Origin of the sequence: Kineococcus siccus (genome assembly GCF_009906795.1) — a bacterium.
Taxonomy (GTDB): Bacteria; Actinomycetota; Actinomycetes; order Actinomycetales; family Kineococcaceae; genus Kineococcus; species Kineococcus siccus.
Map to the genome: position 1 here is coordinate 1 of NZ_JAAALN010000087.1, position 16,328 is coordinate 16,328.

Consider the following 16,328-nt stretch of genomic DNA (forward strand, 5'->3'; position numbering starts at 1 on the left):
GGCGCATGAGGGTGCCGTCGTCGGCGGAGGTGAGTGCGTCGAGCAGGGTGGACAGGGCAGACTGGTCCATGAGGGCCATCGCGTTGATCTCCTTCTACGAGTTCCTTGGCGGGTACTCGCAGAGCTTTACGCGGTGGCCCTCACCTGCTCACCGGGACACGCCGGTGCTGGTCAGGCTGCAGGGCCCAGTTACACCACTCGGGGGGACTCACCCCGGGGGAGACGTCACCCGATCGGCGGTCGGTCCACGGGCGCCGTCGTGCTGCCGCGCCGCCGACGCTCCGTCCTCCCCACCGCAGCTCGTGTTTCGGCTGCTCCCGGCGTCATAGCGGCGCGACACGCCGCGCCGTCAGTTGCACCGCACCCGTGCGGCTCCCTACGGTCACCACGACAGGAAATGACATAACGTTAACCCTCTACCTGAGGGTGAGCGTCTGCGCCTGAGGCTCCGGCCCAGCGCGCAAGCATCGGCGAAAGAGGCGAGAGGCACTCCACGTGGCAGCTCCGCAGAACTACCTAGCGGTCATCAAGGTCGTCGGCGTCGGCGGCGGCGGGGTGAACGCGGTCAACCGGATGATCGAGGTCGGCCTCAAGGGCGTCGAGTTCATCGCCGTCAACACCGACGCGCAGGCGCTCCTCATGAGCGACGCCGACGTCAAGCTCGACGTCGGCCGCGAGCTCACGCGCGGCCTCGGCGCCGGCGCGGACCCCGAGGTCGGCCGCAAGGCCGCCGAGGACCACGCCGAGGAGATCGAGGAGGTGCTCAAGGGCGCCGACATGGTCTTCGTCACCGCGGGCGAGGGTGGCGGCACCGGCACCGGCGGCGCGCCCGTCGTGGCGCGCATCGCCCGCTCGCTGGGCGCCCTGACCATCGGTGTGGTCACGCGGCCCTTCACCTTCGAGGGCCGCCGTCGCGCGAACTCGGCGGAGTCCGGCATCAGCGAGCTGCGCGACGAGGTCGACACCCTCATCGTCATCCCGAACGACCGGCTGCTGTCCATCAGCGACAAGCAGGTCAGCATCCTCGACGCCTTCCGCTCGGCGGACCAGGTGCTGCTGTCGGGTGTCCAGGGCATCACCGACCTCATCACCACCCCCGGGCTGATCAACCTCGACTTCGCCGACGTGAAGTCGGTCATGCAGGGCGCCGGCAGCGCCCTCATGGGCATCGGCTCGGCCCGCGGCGACGACCGCGCGGTCCAGGCCGCCGAGAGCGCCATCTCCTCGCCGCTGCTCGAGGCGAGCATCGACGGTGCGCACGGCGTGCTGCTGTCCATCCAGGGCGGCTCGGACCTCGGCCTGTACGAGATCAACGAGGCCGCCCGGCTGGTGCAGGAGGCGGCGCACCCCGAGGCCAACATCATCTTCGGCGCCGTCATCGACGACGCCCTCGGCGACGAGGTGCGCGTCACCGTCATCGCCGCGGGCTTCGACTCCGGCACGCCCGTGCGCCGCCGCGACGAGCGCGCGGTGGGCCAGGTCTCCGGCCGGTCCTCCGGCAGCGCGGTGCCGCCCACGCGCCAGCAGCGTCCCGAGCCGTACTTCGCGCCCTCGGTGCCGCAGGCCCCCACGCCCCAGCCGGCGACGCAGTACGCGCCGCCGCCGGCCCCGGAGCCCCAGCAGCAGCCGGCCCAGCAGCAGCCGGCCCAGCAGCAGCCGGTCCAGCAGCAGCCGGCGCCCCAGCCCGTGGCCCAGCAGGCGCCGCAGCTGACGCCCAGCGAGGACCCGGTCCAGGTGCCGCGCGTTATCGAGCTCCCGCAGGACAACGTCGGGGCGCGCCGCGTCCCGCGGGCGAAGCCCGAGGAGGACGACCTGGACGTGCCCGACTTCCTCAAGTAGTCGGGTGCCCCCCTCGTCCGTCCCCCTCCTGGACGCCGCCCTCCCCGGCGGCGTCCGGGCGGGGTTCACCACCCGGGCCGGCGGCCGCGGCCCCGCGCCGTACGACGGCCTGAACCTGGGCGACCACGTGGGCGACGACCCGGCCCGGGTGGCCGCCCACCGCGAGGCCCTGCGCGCGGCCGTCGGCGCCGACGCGCTCGTGCTGGCGCGCCAGGTGCACGGCGCGGACGTCGTGCACGTCGACCGTGTGCCCGCCGAGGTGCCCGAGGCCGACGCGCTCGTCACCGGCGTGCGCGGTCTCGCGCTCGCCGTCCTCGTGGCCGACTGCGTGCCCGTCCTGCTGTGCGACGCCGAGGCGGGCCTGGTGGCCGTCGCCCACGCGGGCCGGCCGGGTCTCGTCGCGGGGGTCGTCCCCGCCGTCGTCGCGGCCCTGCGCGCGCGGGGTGCGCGCGACGTCCGCGCGAGCCTCGGCCCCTCGATCTGCGGCGGGTGCTACGAGGTCCCGCCCGCCATGGCCGACGACGTGGCCGCCCACGTGCCCGCGGCCCGCGCGAGGACGACGTGGGGCACGAGCGCGGTCGACGTCGCGGCGGGGGTGCTCGCGCAGCTCGCGCAGGCCGGTGTGCCGGCGAGCCGCGTGTCCCGGTGCACGGCCGAGCACGACGACCTCTTCTCCTACCGCCGCGACGGCCGGACGGGCCGCACCGGCGGCGTCGTGGTGCTGCCGTGAGCGCCGGCCCCCCCGGTCCCGAAGGACCGGGTCCCGACGCCCGCCCCGCGGCGCTCGAGTCCGGCCTGCGCGCGGTGCGCGAGCGCGTGGACGCCGCCGCGCGGGCCGCGGGGCGCGACCCCCGGGAGCTGACGCTCGTCGCGGTGACGAAGTTCTTCCCCGCGGCCGACGTCCGCACGCTCGCCGCGCTCGGCGTCACCGACGTGGGGGAGAGCCGCGACCAGGAGGCCGCCACCAAGGCCGAGCAGGTGGCCGCGGCCGGCGTGGGCGGGCTGCGCTGGCACTTCGTCGGGCAGCTGCAGTCGAACAAGGCGCGCTCGGTGGCCGGCTACGCCGACGTCGTGCACAGCGTCGACCGCGCGAAGGTGGCGGTCGCGCTGGACCGCGGGGCCGGGGAGCACGGCCGGCGGACCGGCTGCTTCGTCCAGGTCGACCTCGCCCCCGCCCTCGGGGCCGGTGTCGACGCGGGTCGCGGCGGTGCCGAGCCCGGCGCGCTGCCCGCCGTGACGGCGGCCGTGGCCGGCAGCGAGTGGCTGGACCTGCTGGGTCTCATGGCCGTGGCCCCGCGCGAGGTCGAGCCCGAGCGCGCCTTCGCCGCGCTCGCCGGCCTGGCCGCCGACGTGCGCCGGGAGCACCCCGGCGCGGTGCTGCTGTCGGCCGGCATGAGCGGTGACCTCGAGCAGGCCGTCGCCGCCGGCGCGACGCACCTGCGTGTCGGCGGCGCGATCCTCGGCCCGCGCCCCGTCCCGCGGTAACGTCCCACGCGTTCGACCTGCGGGTGCGGCGACCGCGCCGCACCCTCCCGCACGATGGACCTGACGACCTCGAGGAGCCTGCGATGGCCGGCGCGCTGCGCAATGCGATGGTCTACCTCGGCCTGGCCGAGGACGACCGCTACGCCGAGGACGGCAGCGACGAGCACGTCCAGCGGGAGGCGCCGCCCCGCGTCCGGGTGGAGACCGTGCGCGAGGCGCGGCCGGCCCCCGAACCCGCGGCGGCCCCCGAGCGCCGTCCGGAGACCACGGGTCAGGTGACCCCGATCAGGAGGCAGGTGGCCCACGTGGTGCCCCAGGTCAGCAGTACCGAGCTGCACCGGATCACGACGATCCATCCCCGGACGTACAACGAGGCCAAGACCATCGGCGAGAGCTTCCGCGAGGGCATCCCGGTGATCATGAACCTCACCGACATGGACGACTCGGACGCCAAGCGCCTCGTGGACTTCTCCGCCGGGCTGGTCTTCGGCCTGCACGGAGCCATCGAGCGCGTCACCAACAAGGTCTTCCTGCTGTCGCCGCAGAACGTCGAGGTGGCGACCCAGGAGGAGGAGCGGCCGACCGAGCGGACGTTTTTCAACCAGTCGTGACTGCGCCACGCGGGGGGTCGCGACACCGCGGCGGTCCCGGCCGGCCCACCCGTCAGGCAGGATGAGGGCGTGTCCACCCTCTTCTCGCTGCTCGAGCTGCTGGTGCTGCTGTTCTTCCTCTGCCTCATCGGCCGCCTCGTGCTGGACTGGGTGCAGGCGCTCTCGCGCGAGTGGCGGCCCCGGGGCGCCGTCCTCGTGCTCGCCGAGGGTCTCTACACGACCACGGACCCGCCCCTGAAGGCGCTGCGCAAGGTGCTCCCGCCCCTGCGGCTCGGCGCGGTGCAGCTCGACCTCGCCTTCCTCGTGCTGGCGATCCTGTGCTCGGTGCTGCTGTCGGTGTTCGGCAACCTGGCGGCCCGCGCCTGACCCCCCGCTGACCGCCCGGGTCGTCGCCCGGGCGTCCGACCGCCGGCGCCGCCGGTGCTCCCCGTCCCGGCCCGCGCCCGTCGCGGGCACCGTCCCGGCTCTCCGCCGGCGTCCCGAGCCCGTCCGCTACCGTGGATCTCGGTGCCGACCGGAGGGGCCGGCCAGCAGCAGAGGTGACCGAGGATGCCGCTCACTCCCGAAGACGTCGTCAACAAGCGCTTCAACCCCACGCGCGTGCGCGAGGGGTACGCCCAGGACGAGGTCGACGACTTCCTCGACGAGGTGGTGGCCGAGCTGCGCCGCCTGACGTCCGAGAACGACGACCTGCGCACCGAGCTGACCCAGTGCCGGCACCGGGTGGGGGAGCTGACCCGCGCGGCCTCGGCCGCCGAGGCCGCTCCGCCGGTGGACCTGGGCAAGCCCGCACCGGTCGTCGAGGCCGCGCCCGAGCCGGAGCCCGAGCCCGAGCCGGCCCCCGAGCCGGAGCCGGAGCCGGTCGTCGCCGCCCCGGCCGTCGCCCAGACGCCCGCCGACCAGGCCGCCGGCGTCATCGCCCTGGCGCAGCGCCTGCACGACGAGTACGTGCGCGACGGCGAGTCGCAGCGCGAGGCCCTCGTCACCCAGGCGCAGGCCGAGGCCGCCCGCCTCGTGGCCGAGGCCGAGCAGCGCCGCGACGCGACCCTGGGCGAGCTGGACACGCGCCGCCTGCAGCTCGAGGACACCATCCGCAGCCTGCGCGGCCGCGAGGTCGACTACCGCGAGCAGCTGGAGCGCTTCATCGCCACCCAGCTCGAGCAGCTGAAGTCGAGCGCCCGCATCGTCCCCGACGACGCCGTGGCCCTCTGACCTCTCCCCACCCGCCGGCACCGCCGGTCTCCGACGCCGTCACCCCACCGGGGTGGCGGCGTCGTCGCGTGTGCGCACCCGACAGTCGTCGGGCAAGTGGGTGACTCCTCGTTTCCGCTTGCTCACATTGCGTGAGATTGCCTACGGTGTCCCGCACGCGGTGCTGGGCCGCGAACCGAGGGGGGCTCGCTCATGGTGCACGGGGTGTCGGTGGAGGTGCCGGTCGACGGAGACGTCGAGGTCGCGGCGGAGGGGGCTCCCGCGCGGGACCGGCCGGCGCGCACGGGCCGGGCGCAGCGCGCCGCCGCCGTGCCGTCGCTGCCGGTCAAGGCGTCGGAGGACGCCTGGACGGCGGAGGAGCTGGCCGAGGTCCGGGTCGAGCTGGAGGCCGAGGTGGCGCGCCTGGGGGGCGAGCTGGTCGCGGCCACCTCGTCGTTCTCCGCGCTCGTCGCGAACGGAGGGGAGGGCGCGGGCGACGACCAGGTCGACCACGGGGCGGCGACGCTCGGGCGCGAGCAGGAGATGACCATCGCCAACAACGCGCGCGACCTCCTCGAGCAGACGCAGCGGGCCCTGGTGCGGATGTCGTCGGGCGCCTACGGCACGTGCGAGTCGTGCGCGGGGCCCGTGGGCAAGGCCCGGTTGCAGGCCTTCCCGCGCGTCACGCAGTGCGTGACCTGCAAGGCCCGCGGCGAGCGCCGCTGACCGTCGCCGCGCACGGCCGGGACCGGGCCCGCGCCCGTCCCGGCCGGGACGCCGCGCGGGCCGGACCGGGCCGGGGGCGTCCGCGTGGGAGACTCGGGCCGCCATGGACGACGCTGCCTCGAACGACCTGACCGCCTCCGACCCGCCCTCCGGGACCGTCGGCCCGGCCTCCGCCGGAGCCCTCCCGCGGCGCCGCGTCGGCCTGCTCGCGGGCCTCGCCCTGGTCGTGTACGCCCTGGACCAGGTGACCAAGGTCCTGGCGGTGGCCCGGCTCGAACCCGGTGTGCAGCAGCCCTTCCTGGGGGAGCTGCTGCAGTTCCACCTGATCCGCAACCCGGGGGCCGCGTTCAGCCTGGGCACCGGCTCGACCGTCGTCTTCACCGTCATCCAGACGGCCGTCGTCATCGCCGTGCTCGTCGTCGCCCGCCGCGTGCGCAGCACCGCGTGGGCCGTGGGCCTCGGGCTGCTGCTCGCCGGGGCGGCCGGCAACGCCACCGACCGCTACCTCCGCGCGCCCGGGGTCGGCCGCGGGCACGTCGTGGACTTCCTCGAGCTGCCGCACTGGCCGATCTTCAACCTCGCCGACTCCAGCGTCGTGGCCGCGGCCGTCCTCATCGCGGTGCTGGGCTTCCGCGGCGTCGGCCTCGACGGCCGCCGCGAGCAGCGCGCCGCCCGCACGGAGGCCTCCGGTGCCTGAGACCCGCAGCCTTCCCGTCCCCGACGGCCTCGAGGGCGAGCGAGTCGACGCGGCGCTGGCCCGCCTCCTCGGGCTCTCGCGCACCCGCACCGCGGAGCTCGCCGCCGCGGGCCTCGTCCTCATCGACGGCGTCGCGGTCGGCAAGTCCGACCGCGTGCGCGGCGGGGCGTGGCTCGAGGTCGAGCTGCCCGACCCGCCGGCGGCGGCGGTCGCCGTGGCCGAGGTGGTCGACGGGCTCGTGGTCGTGCACGACGACGACGACCTCGTGGTGGTCGACAAGCCCGTGGGCGTCGCGGCCCACCCCAGCCCCGGCTGGACGGGCCCCACGGTCGTGGGCGGGCTGATGGGCGCGGGCTACACCATCGCGACCTCGGGCGCCGCCGAGCGGCAGGGCATCGTGCACCGCCTCGACGTCGGCACGTCGGGCCTGATGGTGGTCGCCAAGAGCGAGCACGCCTACTCGGCGCTGAAGCGGGCCTTCAAGGAGCGCACGGTCGAGAAGGTCTACCACGCGCTCGTCCAAGGCCACCCGGACCCGTTGCGCGGCACCATCGACGCGCCCATCGGCCGCCACCCCGGCGGGGCCTACAAGTTCGCGGTCACGGCCGAGGGCAAGCCGAGCGTGACCCACTACGAGGTGCTCGAGGCCTTCCGCTCCGCCGCGCTCGCCGAGGTGCACCTGGAGACCGGGCGCACGCACCAGATCCGCGTCCACTTCTCCGCGCTGCGCCACCCCTGCGTGGGGGACCTGACCTACGGCGCCGACCCGACCCTCGCGGCGCGGCTCGGGCTCACGCGGCAGTGGCTGCACGCCAAGCGGCTGGGCTTCGAGCACCCCGGCACGGGACGGCCGGTGGAGTTCTCCTCGAGCTACCCCGACGACCTCGCGACGGCCTTGGCGCGGCTCGCCGACTGAGATCGCCTACGGTGGTCAGGCTGGCGCCCGTCGCCCCCTGCGGGACGGGGCCGGCGCTGCGGCCGATCACCGACCGAGGAGGCACCGTGGCCGACGTCGTCGTCGCCGATGCGCTCACCAAGCAGTTCCGCAGGCCGGACAAGACGCCGGGGGTGCGGGGCGCCGTGCGCCACCTCGTCCGGCCGTCGTTCTCCCACGTCGAGGCCCTCCGGGGCGTCTCCCTGCACGTCGCGGAGGGGGAGTCGGTCGCGTACATCGGTCCCAACGGGGCCGGGAAGTCGACGACGGTCAAGCTCCTGACGGGAGTGCTGGCGCCGACGTCGGGCCGGGTGCGGGTGTGCGGTCTGGACCCCTACACCGACCGCACGGCCAACGCCCGCAACATCAGCGTGGTGTTCGGCCAGCGCACCCAGCTGTGGTGGGACATCGCCGTCCTGGAGTCGCTGCGGCTGCTGGCGGACATCTACTCGGTGCCGGCGGCGTCCTACCGCTCGACCATGGAGGAGCTGGTCGACGTCCTCGACCTCGGTCCGCTGCTCGCGGTGCCGGCGCGTCAGCTCTCGCTCGGGCAGCGGATGCGGTGCGACCTCGCGGCCGCGCTCCTGCACTCTCCCCGCGTCTTCTTCCTCGACGAGCCGACGATCGGTCTCGACGTCTCCGTCAAGGCGAGGTTCCGCGACCTCGTCGGGAGGATGCACCGGGAACGGGGACTGACCGTCCTGCTCACGTCCCACGACCTCGGGGACATCGAGCAGCTGTGTCCGCGCGTGGTGGTGATCGACCGGGGCCTCGTGGCCTACGACGGCGCGTACGCGCGTCTCGCCGCGGAGGCCGGCCACCGACGTCGCGTCGTCGTGACGCTGGCGGACGGCCTCCCCGAAGGATCGACGGTGCTCTCCGACCTCTTCGCGGGCGAGGGGGTCGACGTCGCGGGGGCGGGGGCGTCGTGGACCGTGCGGATCGACGATCCCGCGACGACGCCGGGCGCGGTCATCGCGCGCCTCGCGGCGGGGGTGGCGCTCGCTGACGTGCGCATCGAGGAGCCGTCCGCGGAGGCCGTGATCCGGCAGGTGTACGAGGGCGGGGTGCCGGGGGCAGCGCTGTCCGCGACAGTCGAGCAGGACCGAGGTGCGTGAGCGCGGGACCGTCTCCCGGTCGCGGCCGGCTCGGGACGTCGGGCGCACGAGGCCACGGCGAGGCGTCCTCGCGATCGCCGGGGCCGCGCTGCAGCAGGCGGTCGCCTACCGTGCCACGACGGCCCTGGGCATCGCTCTGACGTTCGTGTGGGTGATCATCCAGTACTACCTGTGGCGGTCCGTCTACGCGGCGCGTCCCGTCGTCGGGGGGTTCGACTTCGAGACGATGCGCACCTACGTGGTGCTGGCGTACGGGCTGAACGCGCTCGTCGGATGGCGGATCGCCTCGGAGATGATGAGCTCGATCCGCACGGGCGCCGTCACCCTCGACGTCCTGCGCCCCATCGACTACCGCACCGCCCAGCTCGCGCGGGCCGCCGGGTGGGGGGTGGTGGAGGGAGCCCTCAGCCTGCTCGTCTCGATCGTGGTGGGCCTGCTCCTGCTCCGGATCAGCCCGCCCGCCGGCCCGGTCGAGCTCGTGCTCTTCGCGGTGTCGGTCGTGCTGGCCTTCGTGACGAAGGCCCTGCTGGTGTTCCTCGGATCCCTGCTGATGTTCTGGACCACCAACGGGCTCGGCGTCATGTGGAGTCTGCAGGCGCTCATCCAGGTGCTGTCGGGGGGTGTCGTCCCGCTGTCGCTGCTGCCGTCCGCGGTCGGGGCGGTCGTGGAGGTGCTGCCGTTCCGCGGCGTGGTGTGGACGCCGGTCGGCATCTACCTGGGCCTCGGCGGCCTCGGCCGCGGTGTGGCGCTGCTCGGCCTGCAGGCCCTCTGGGTCTGCGTCCTGTGGTTCGCCGCCGGCCGCGCCTGGCGCCGGGCGTTCGCCGCGGTCGAGGTGCAGGGTGGGTGATCCCGCTCGTGCGGAGCAGCCCGTCCGCCGGCTCGCGCGCATCTACGTGAGGTTGCGCGTGCTCCAGCTGCGTTCGGCGCTGGAGTACCGCGGGGACTTCTGGCTCTCGATCCTCGGTGCGGTCCTCCAGCAGCTCACCGGGGTGGTCTTCGCCGTCGTCCTCTTCACCAGCGTGCCCGACGTCCTCGGCTGGGGGCCCTGGGAGGTGGCGCTGCTCTTCGGGCTGGTGATGCTGCCCGCCGGGTTGGTGGAGCTGCTCAGCGACGGACCCTGGTCGCTGCGGACCACGGTCAACAGCGGGAGCTTCGACCGCGTCCTGCTGCGTCCGCTCCCGCCGGCCCTGCAGGTCGCGGCCGAGCACTTCACCGTCCACGGACTCGGCAACGCGCTGCTCGGCGCCGTCCTGGTCGTGGCCGGGCTGACCGGTGCCGACGCGTGGCGGTGGTGGACCGTGCCGTTCCTGGTGCTCACCGTGGTCGCCGGCACGGTCCTGGTCACCGCCGTCACGTTCCTGGCCAACATGGTCGTCTTCTGGGAGCCGTCGGCCACCTCGACGTTCCCCGTCTTCGTGGTGCTGACCCGGGACTTCGCGAAGTTCCCCCTCGACCTGTACCCGCCGGCTCTGCAGGTCGTCCTGAGCAGCCTCCCACCGTTCGCCTTCACCAGCTGCTTCCCCGCCCTGCTGCTCCTGGACCGCGGGGGCTCGCTGCGCTGGCTGGGCCTGGCCACCCCGCTGGTCGCGGCCCTGGTGGCCCTCCTGGCCGCCGTCGCCTGGCGCGCGGCGCTGCGCCGCTACGAGGGCGCCGGGCACTGAGGACGCCGACGGTGGGGCCAGGCGCGCGCGTGGCGCCCACGGCCCGCAGCGGCCCCCCGTGTCGGCGTCGGCCGTGTGGGCGGCGCCGCCTACGATGACGCCTCTGCCCCACCGCCCGTCCCGCCCGCTCCAGGAGGCGCCACCCATGGCATCCGCGGACTCGTTCGTCCACCTGCACGTCCACACCGAGTACTCGATGCTCGACGGGGCGGCGAAGGTGGACGACCTCTTCCGCGAGTCCGCCGCCATGGGGATGCCAGCCGTGGCCACGACCGACCACGGCTTCGTCTTCGGCGCCTACGACTTCTGGAAGACGGCGAAGAAGCACGGGGTCAAGCCGATCATCGGCGTCGAGGCCTACCTCAGCCCGGGCACGGCGCGGGCCGACCGGACGCGCGTGAAGTGGGGCGACCAGAGCAGCCGCCCGGGCGACGACGTCTCGGGTGCCGGCGCCTACACCCACATGACGATGCTCGCCTCGACGACGGCGGGCATGCACAACCTCTTCAAGATGAGCTCGCTCGCGAGCCTGGAGGGCTTCCTCTACAAGCCCCGCATGGACCGCGAGCTGCTCTCGCGCTACGCCGACGGGCTGATCGCGACCACGGGCTGCGCGTCGGGGGAGATCCAGACCAAGCTGCGCCTCGGGCAGTACGACGCGGCGCGCCAGGCCGCCGCCGACTACCGCGACATCTTCGGCCGGGACAACTTCTTCTGCGAGATCATGGACCACGGCATCGACGTGGAGAAGCGGTCGATGGACGACCTGCTGAAGCTCGCCAAGGACCTGGACCTGCCGCTCGTCGCGACCAACGACTTGCACTACACCAAGGCGGAGGACGCCCCGGCGCACGCGGCCCTGCTGTGCGTGCAGTCGGGCTCGACGCTGGCGGACCCGAAGCGCTTCAAGTTCGACGCCGACGAGTTCTACCTCAAGAGTCCCGCGGAGATGCGCCACCTGTGGCGCGACCACCCGGAGGCGTGCGACAACACGCTGCTCATCGCCGAGCGCTGCGACGTCTCCTTCACCGAGTCCACGGGCGCCTTCATGCCGCGCTTCCCCTGCCCGGAGGGGGACGACGAGGAGAGCCTCTTCGTCAAGGAGGTGTGGCGCGGCCTGGCGCTGCGCTACCCCGCGGGCATCCCCGACGACGTGCGCAAGCAGGCCGACTACGAGATCGAGGTCATCGTCTCGAAGGGCTACGCGGGCTACTTCCTCGTCGTCGCCGACTTCATCCAGTGGTCGAAGGACAACGGCATCCGCGTCGGCCCGGGCCGCGGGTCCGGCGCCGGGTCGATGGCCGCCTACGCCATGCGGATCACCGACCTGGACCCGCTGCGCCACGGACTGTTCTTCGAGCGCTTCCTCAACCCCGAGCGCATGTCGATGCCCGACTTCGACATCGACTTCGACGAGCGCCGGCGCGGCGAGGTCATCGCCTACGTCGTGCAGAAGTACGGCACCGACCGCGTCGCCCAGATCGTCACCTACGGCACGATCAAGGCCAAGCAGGCCGTCAAGGACTCCTCGCGCGTCCTCGGCTTCCCCTTCTCGATGGGGGAGCGGATCACCAAGACCATGCCGCCGGCGGTGATGGGCAAGGACATCCCGCTCACCGGCATCTTCGACCCGGGCCACAAGCGGTACTCCGAGGCGCAGGAGTTCCGCGACCTCTACAAGGCCGACCCCGAGGTCGTCCGCGTCGTCGACACCGCGCGCGGCCTCGAGGGCCTGAAGCGGCAGTGGGGCGTGCACGCGGCCGGCGTCATCATGTCCAGCGAGCCGCTGATCGACCACATCCCGATCATGAAGCGGGAGGCCGACGGCGCGATCATCACGCAGTTCGACTACCCGACGTGCGAGACGCTCGGCATGGTCAAGATGGACTTCCTGGGGCTGCGCAACCTCACGATCCTCGACGACGCCCTCGCCAACGTCGTCCTCAACGGCAAGGAGCCGGTCGACCTCGAGGGTCTCGAGCTGGACGACCCGGCGACGTACGACCTGCTGGGCCGGGGCGAGACGCTGGGCGTCTTCCAGTTCGACGGCGGGCCCATGCGGTCCCTGCTGCGCCTCATGCGCCCCGACAACTTCGAGGACATCTCCGCGGTCGGCGCGCTGTACCGGCCCGGCCCCATGGGTGCGGGCTCCCACACGGCCTACGCGCTGCGCAAGAACGGCCAGGAGAAGATCACCCCGATCCACCCCGAGCTGGAGGAACCGCTCGCGGAGATCCTGTCCACGACGTACGGCCTGATCGTGTACCAGGAGCAGGTCATGTCGATCGCGCAGAAGGTCGCCGGGTACACGCTCGGCAAGGCCGACTTGCTGCGCCGCGCGATGGGCAAGAAGAAGCGCGAGGTGCTCGACGCCGAGTACGTGGGCTTCGAGGCCGGCATGGTCGCCAACGGGTTCTCGGCCGCGGCCGTCAAGGCGCTCTGGGACGTCCTGGTGCCGTTCTCCGACTACGCGTTCAACAAGGCGCACTCGGCCGCCTACGGCCTGGTGTCGTACTGGACGGCCTACCTCAAGGCCAACTACCCGGCCGAGTACATGGCCGCCGTCCTCACGAGCGTGCGCGACGACAAGGACAAGTCGGCGCTGTACCTCAACGAGTGCCGCCGCATGGGCATCAAGGTCCTGCCGCCGGACGTCAACGACTCCTCGGCGAACTTCACCGCCGTGGGCACCGACATCCGCTTCGGCCTCACCGCGATCCGCAACGTGGGCGCGAACGTCGTCGACGGCATCGTCGCGGCGCGGGAGTCCGCGGGGCGCTACGAGTCGTTCACCGACTTCCTCACCAAGGTCCCGGCCGTGGTCTGCAACAAGCGGACGATCGAGTCGCTCATCAAGGCGGGCGCCTACGACTCCCTCGGGCACCGGCGCCGGGCGCTCGTGGCCAAGCACGAGGACGCCGTGGACGCGGTCGTCGACGTCAAGCGCAACGAGGCCATCGGCCAGTTCGACCTCTTCGCGGGCCTCGGCAGTGGCGACGACGACGGGGGCCTGGGCAGCGGCTTCACCGTGGAGATCCCGGACATCCCCGAGTGGGACAAGACCGAGCTCCTGGCGCACGAGCGGCAGATGCTCGGCCTCTACGTCTCCGACCACCCGCTGTTCGGGCTGGAGCGGCTGCTGTCCAACGCCTCGGACTGCTCGATCGCGTCGCTCACGGCCGACGACTCCCGGGGCGACGGGGCCCCGATCACCGTGGCGGGCATGATCACCGGGCTGCAGCGCAAGCTGACCAAGCAGGGCAACGCCTGGGCCATCGCCACCGTGGAGGACCTCGAGGGCGCCATCGAGTGCCTCTTCTTCCCGCAGACCTACCTGAGCGTGGCCCCGCTGCTCGCCGAGGACCTCGTGGTCGTCGTCAAGGGCCGGCTCAACCGCCGCGACGACGTCCCGACGATCTACGCGCAGGAGCTGCAGATCCCGGACGTCTCCTCCTCCGACGGCCTGCCGGTGACCATCGTCATGCCGGTCTCGCGCTGCGTCCCGGCCGAGGTGCAGAAGCTCAAGGACGTCCTGGTGACCCACCCCGGCAGCACCGAGGTGCGGCTGCGGCTGGTCAAGCCCGGCAAGGGGCAGGGGACGCTCATGCGGCTCGACGACTCGCTGCGGGTCACCCCGAACCCCGCCCTGTTCGGCGACCTCAAGGCGCTGCTCGGGCCGACCTGCCTGGTGTGAGCGGGCGCCTGCGTAGGGTGGCGGCCGTGCAGCGGTCGCGGGTCGCCCGGCGCCCGGGGCGGGGAGTCGACGACGACGCGCGACTCCCGCTGCGGCTGCTCCTCGGGCAGGCCGTCACCGGGGTCGTCCTGGGCGTCGTGTGGTGGGCGCTGACGCGCTCCCCGGGACCCCTCCTGGTCGGTGAACCCGTCGTGACGACGAGCCTCGCCTACCCCGTCGCGCGCGACGGGACCCTCGCGGTCCTCGGGCTCGCGCTCGGGGCCGGCGTCGGGGTGCTCGTGCTGCGCCGTGCCCGGCGGCAGCCCCTCCTGCTGCTCGCGGGCGCGGTCTGCGGCGCCCTCGCCGGGTCCCTGCTGGCCGCGGGGACGGGGGCCGCGCTGCCGCCGAGCGACCCGGCCGACCCGCTGCACGTCAGCGTCACGGCGTGGGGCGTCCTGCTGCTGTGGCCCCTCGCGGTGTGCGTCGTCGTGCTCGTGGTGACGCTCGCGTCGGCCGTCGTGGACTGGGTGCGGGAACCGCGCGCCGAGCCGGGGAAGGGGACCCCCGGGGCCTGACGGTCCGGGGTGGCGTGAGCACCCTGCGCTGCAGTCACTCTGCGTAGGACGATCGTGACTGCCTTCGGGGAGCCCCTGCGGCGGTGCTCCCGGAACACGCACCCATCCGGTGGAGGTTCCGCCCCGAACAGACCTACGTCAGCCGCACGGCACCCTTGCGCCTCCCGGTCCTCCCTAGACTCGGAGGACCCGCAGGGAGGCGGTTCCGAGAACCGCCAACACGAGGAGACCGATGTCCCCGGGTGTCACCACGTCCACGGGCGCAGCCCCTGCGGCGGCCCAGCCGGCCGCGCGCAGCGGGCTGCAGCGGATCCTGCGGATCAGCTCCTCGCTCGTCGGCACGCAGGCCGCGACGAGCGTCCTGGGCCTGCTGTTCTGGACGATCGCCTCCCGGGGCTTCACCGCCGAGCAGTTCGGTGTCGCCAACGCCGCCGTCTCGGCCATGGGCCTGCTCGGCGCCCTCGGCACCCTGGGCCTCGGGACGCTGCTCATCGCGCAGCTGCCCGCCACCAGCCAGGCGCTGCGCCGCGTCACCGTCCGCACGGCCCTGGCCGTGGCGGCCGTCGCCGCGACGCTCCTCGCGGTCGTCGTCCCCTTCGTCGCCATCCACCTGCTCGGCCTGGGCAACCTCGCCGACATCGCGGGCTCGCCCGGCCACGCGACGCTCTTCGCCGTCGGCACGGGTCTGGCCGCGGTCGTCCTGGTCCTGGACCAGGCCGTCCTCGTCCTGGGCTCGGGCAGCCTCCAGCTGGAGCGCAACGTCGTCGCGAGCGCCACCAAGGTCGCGGCCCTGCTGGGGCTCGCGGCGCTCGGCGCCACCGACGGCATGGCGATCTTCGCGGCGTGGGCCGTCGGCACGGTCGTGTCGCTGCCCCTGGTCGCCCACCGCACGCGCGGCGGCCGCGCCCTGCAGGCCTCCCGCCGCCTCGTCGACCTGTCCTCGCTGCAGGGGCTCGGCCGCCGGGCGCTCAGCCACCACGCGCTGAACACCACGCTGCAGAGCCCGCTGATGCTGCTGCCCGTCATCGTCACCGCGACGATCTCGGCGAGCGCCAACGCCCCCTTCGGGGCCGCGCTGCAGCTCACCGGCTTCGTCTTCGCCCTGCCGTACGCGCTGTCCATCGGCCTGTTCGCGGCGGCGGAGGGCGACCCGGGCGAGGTGCTGCGCCGCATGCGGGTCACCGTCCCGCTGGGGCTCGCCGTCAGCCTGGCGGCCAACGCGGCCCTGCTGCCGCTCGCCCCGTTCGTGCTGCGCATCTTCGGGGCCGACTACGCCACCGAGGGCGCCGACGTGCTGCGCGTCCTCGTGCTCGCCGGCCTGCCGTTCGTCGTGAAGGACCACTTCGTGGCCCTGCGGCGCGTGCAGGGCCGCACCAGCGAGGCGACCCTCGTGCTCGTCGTCTTCACCGTCCTCGAACTGGCGGGCGCGCTGATCGGCGCCTCCGTCGGCGGGGTGCTCGGCCTGAGCGTCGGCTGGGTCGCGGTGCTCTTCGTCGAGGCGGTCGTCCTCGCCGTGCCTCTCGTCCGCGCCCGCCGGCGCTTCGCGGCCGACGAGGCCGCCCTCCCCCCGGGGGACGCACCCGCGTCCCCCGCACCCGCTCGGGCGTCGAGCGAGACCACGACCCCCGAAGGGAACAGCGCCGTGATCGATCCCGGCACCGTGCAGACCGACCGCGAGCAGACCGACCGCGAGGACACCGACCGCGAAGACACCGACCGCGAGGAGACCGGCACCCGCCAGGGGCCGCCGTCGCCGCGCGCACCCGGCGGCACGCCGGGCGGGCCCGGCCCGGCCGCCTCCCGCGCGGGGAGCGGGGG

The 16,328-nt window shown here is 73.8% G+C and carries 15 protein-coding genes; all 15 read left to right on the forward strand.

The features are described 5' to 3' along the window. The first annotated feature begins 495 nt into the window (after positions 1 to 495). On the forward strand, positions 496 to 1,839 hold the full coding sequence (ftsZ, locus tag GTR02_RS11320; protein ID WP_166607602.1) for a cell division protein FtsZ: 1,344 nt from the start codon (positions 496 to 498) through the stop codon (positions 1,837 to 1,839). A 4-nt stretch (positions 1,840 to 1,843) separates the two neighbouring features. Beyond that, positions 1,844 to 2,569, forward strand: a complete 726-nt coding sequence (pgeF, locus tag GTR02_RS11325) for a peptidoglycan editing factor PgeF (RefSeq protein WP_166607603.1) — start codon at positions 1,844 to 1,846, stop codon at positions 2,567 to 2,569. After that, positions 2,566 to 3,324: a YggS family pyridoxal phosphate-dependent enzyme gene (locus GTR02_RS11330; protein WP_166607604.1), complete on the forward strand. Its 759-nt coding sequence runs from the start codon at positions 2,566 to 2,568 to the stop codon at positions 3,322 to 3,324. Before pgeF ends, GTR02_RS11330 begins: the two co-directional genes overlap by 4 nt. An 83-nt stretch (positions 3,325 to 3,407) precedes the next feature. After that, positions 3,408 to 3,935, forward strand: coding sequence for a cell division protein SepF (locus tag GTR02_RS11335; RefSeq protein WP_166607605.1), 528 nt, complete (start codon positions 3,408 to 3,410; stop codon positions 3,933 to 3,935). Between the two features lie 69 nt (positions 3,936 to 4,004). Continuing rightward, complete coding sequence (locus tag GTR02_RS11340; protein ID WP_166607606.1) at positions 4,005 to 4,301, forward strand: YggT family protein; 297 nt, start codon at positions 4,005 to 4,007, stop codon at positions 4,299 to 4,301. A gap of 183 nt (positions 4,302 to 4,484) precedes the next feature. Then, positions 4,485 to 5,147 (forward strand): DivIVA domain-containing protein, encoded by a 663-nt coding sequence (locus tag GTR02_RS23815; protein ID WP_166607607.1) that lies wholly within the window; start codon positions 4,485 to 4,487, stop codon positions 5,145 to 5,147. 192 nt (positions 5,148 to 5,339) lie between these two features. Further along, positions 5,340 to 5,852 (forward strand): TraR/DksA family transcriptional regulator, encoded by a 513-nt coding sequence (locus tag GTR02_RS11350; protein WP_205709072.1) that lies wholly within the window; start codon positions 5,340 to 5,342, stop codon positions 5,850 to 5,852. A 103-nt stretch (positions 5,853 to 5,955) separates the two neighbouring features. Continuing rightward, a complete protein-coding gene (gene lspA / locus GTR02_RS11355; protein ID WP_166607608.1) occupies positions 5,956 to 6,549 on the forward strand; it encodes a signal peptidase II in 594 nt (197 codons plus the stop codon). Then, entirely contained in the window at positions 6,542 to 7,465 is a 924-nt protein-coding gene (locus tag GTR02_RS11360) for an RluA family pseudouridine synthase (RefSeq protein WP_166607609.1), read from the forward strand. The genes lspA and GTR02_RS11360 overlap by 8 nt, the downstream gene beginning before the upstream one ends. Positions 7,466 to 7,551: 86 nt before the next feature. Next, a complete protein-coding gene (locus tag GTR02_RS11365) occupies positions 7,552 to 8,601 on the forward strand; it encodes an ATP-binding cassette domain-containing protein (protein ID WP_166607610.1) in 1,050 nt (349 codons plus the stop codon). Further along, entirely contained in the window at positions 8,594 to 9,448 is an 855-nt protein-coding gene (locus GTR02_RS11370) for an ABC-2 family transporter protein (protein ID WP_166607611.1), read from the forward strand. The genes GTR02_RS11365 and GTR02_RS11370 overlap by 8 nt, the downstream gene beginning before the upstream one ends. Beyond that, entirely contained in the window at positions 9,441 to 10,262 is an 822-nt protein-coding gene (locus GTR02_RS11375; protein ID WP_166607612.1) for an ABC-2 family transporter protein, read from the forward strand. The genes GTR02_RS11370 and GTR02_RS11375 overlap by 8 nt, the downstream gene beginning before the upstream one ends. Before the next feature lie 145 nt (positions 10,263 to 10,407). After that, positions 10,408 to 13,956, forward strand: coding sequence for a DNA polymerase III subunit alpha (gene dnaE / locus GTR02_RS11380; protein ID WP_166607613.1), 3,549 nt, complete (start codon positions 10,408 to 10,410; stop codon positions 13,954 to 13,956). Positions 13,957 to 13,982: 26 nt separating this feature from the next. Beyond that, positions 13,983 to 14,510, forward strand: coding sequence for a hypothetical protein (locus GTR02_RS11385; RefSeq protein ID WP_166607614.1), 528 nt, complete (start codon positions 13,983 to 13,985; stop codon positions 14,508 to 14,510). 232 nt (positions 14,511 to 14,742) lie between these two features. Continuing rightward, positions 14,743 to 16,328, forward strand: a 1,586-nt coding sequence (locus GTR02_RS11390) for a lipopolysaccharide biosynthesis protein (protein WP_166607615.1), incomplete at its 3' end; no start/stop codon positions are given.

Bases quoted from the DNA above. Each gene is read 5' to 3' on its own strand.
- GTR02_RS11335 (WP_166607605.1), top strand. From the start codon at position 3,408: ATGGCCGGCGCGCTGCGCAATGCGATGGTCTACCTCGGCCTGGCCGAG.
- GTR02_RS23815 (WP_166607607.1), top strand. From the start codon at position 4,485: ATGCCGCTCACTCCCGAAGACGTCGTCAACAAGCGCTTCAACCCCACG.
- GTR02_RS11350 (WP_205709072.1), top strand. From the start codon at position 5,340: ATGGTGCACGGGGTGTCGGTGGAGGTGCCGGTCGACGGAGACGTCGAG.
- lspA (WP_166607608.1), top strand. From the start codon at position 5,956: ATGGACGACGCTGCCTCGAACGACCTGACCGCCTCCGACCCGCCCTCC.
- dnaE (WP_166607613.1), top strand. From the start codon at position 10,408: ATGGCATCCGCGGACTCGTTCGTCCACCTGCACGTCCACACCGAGTAC.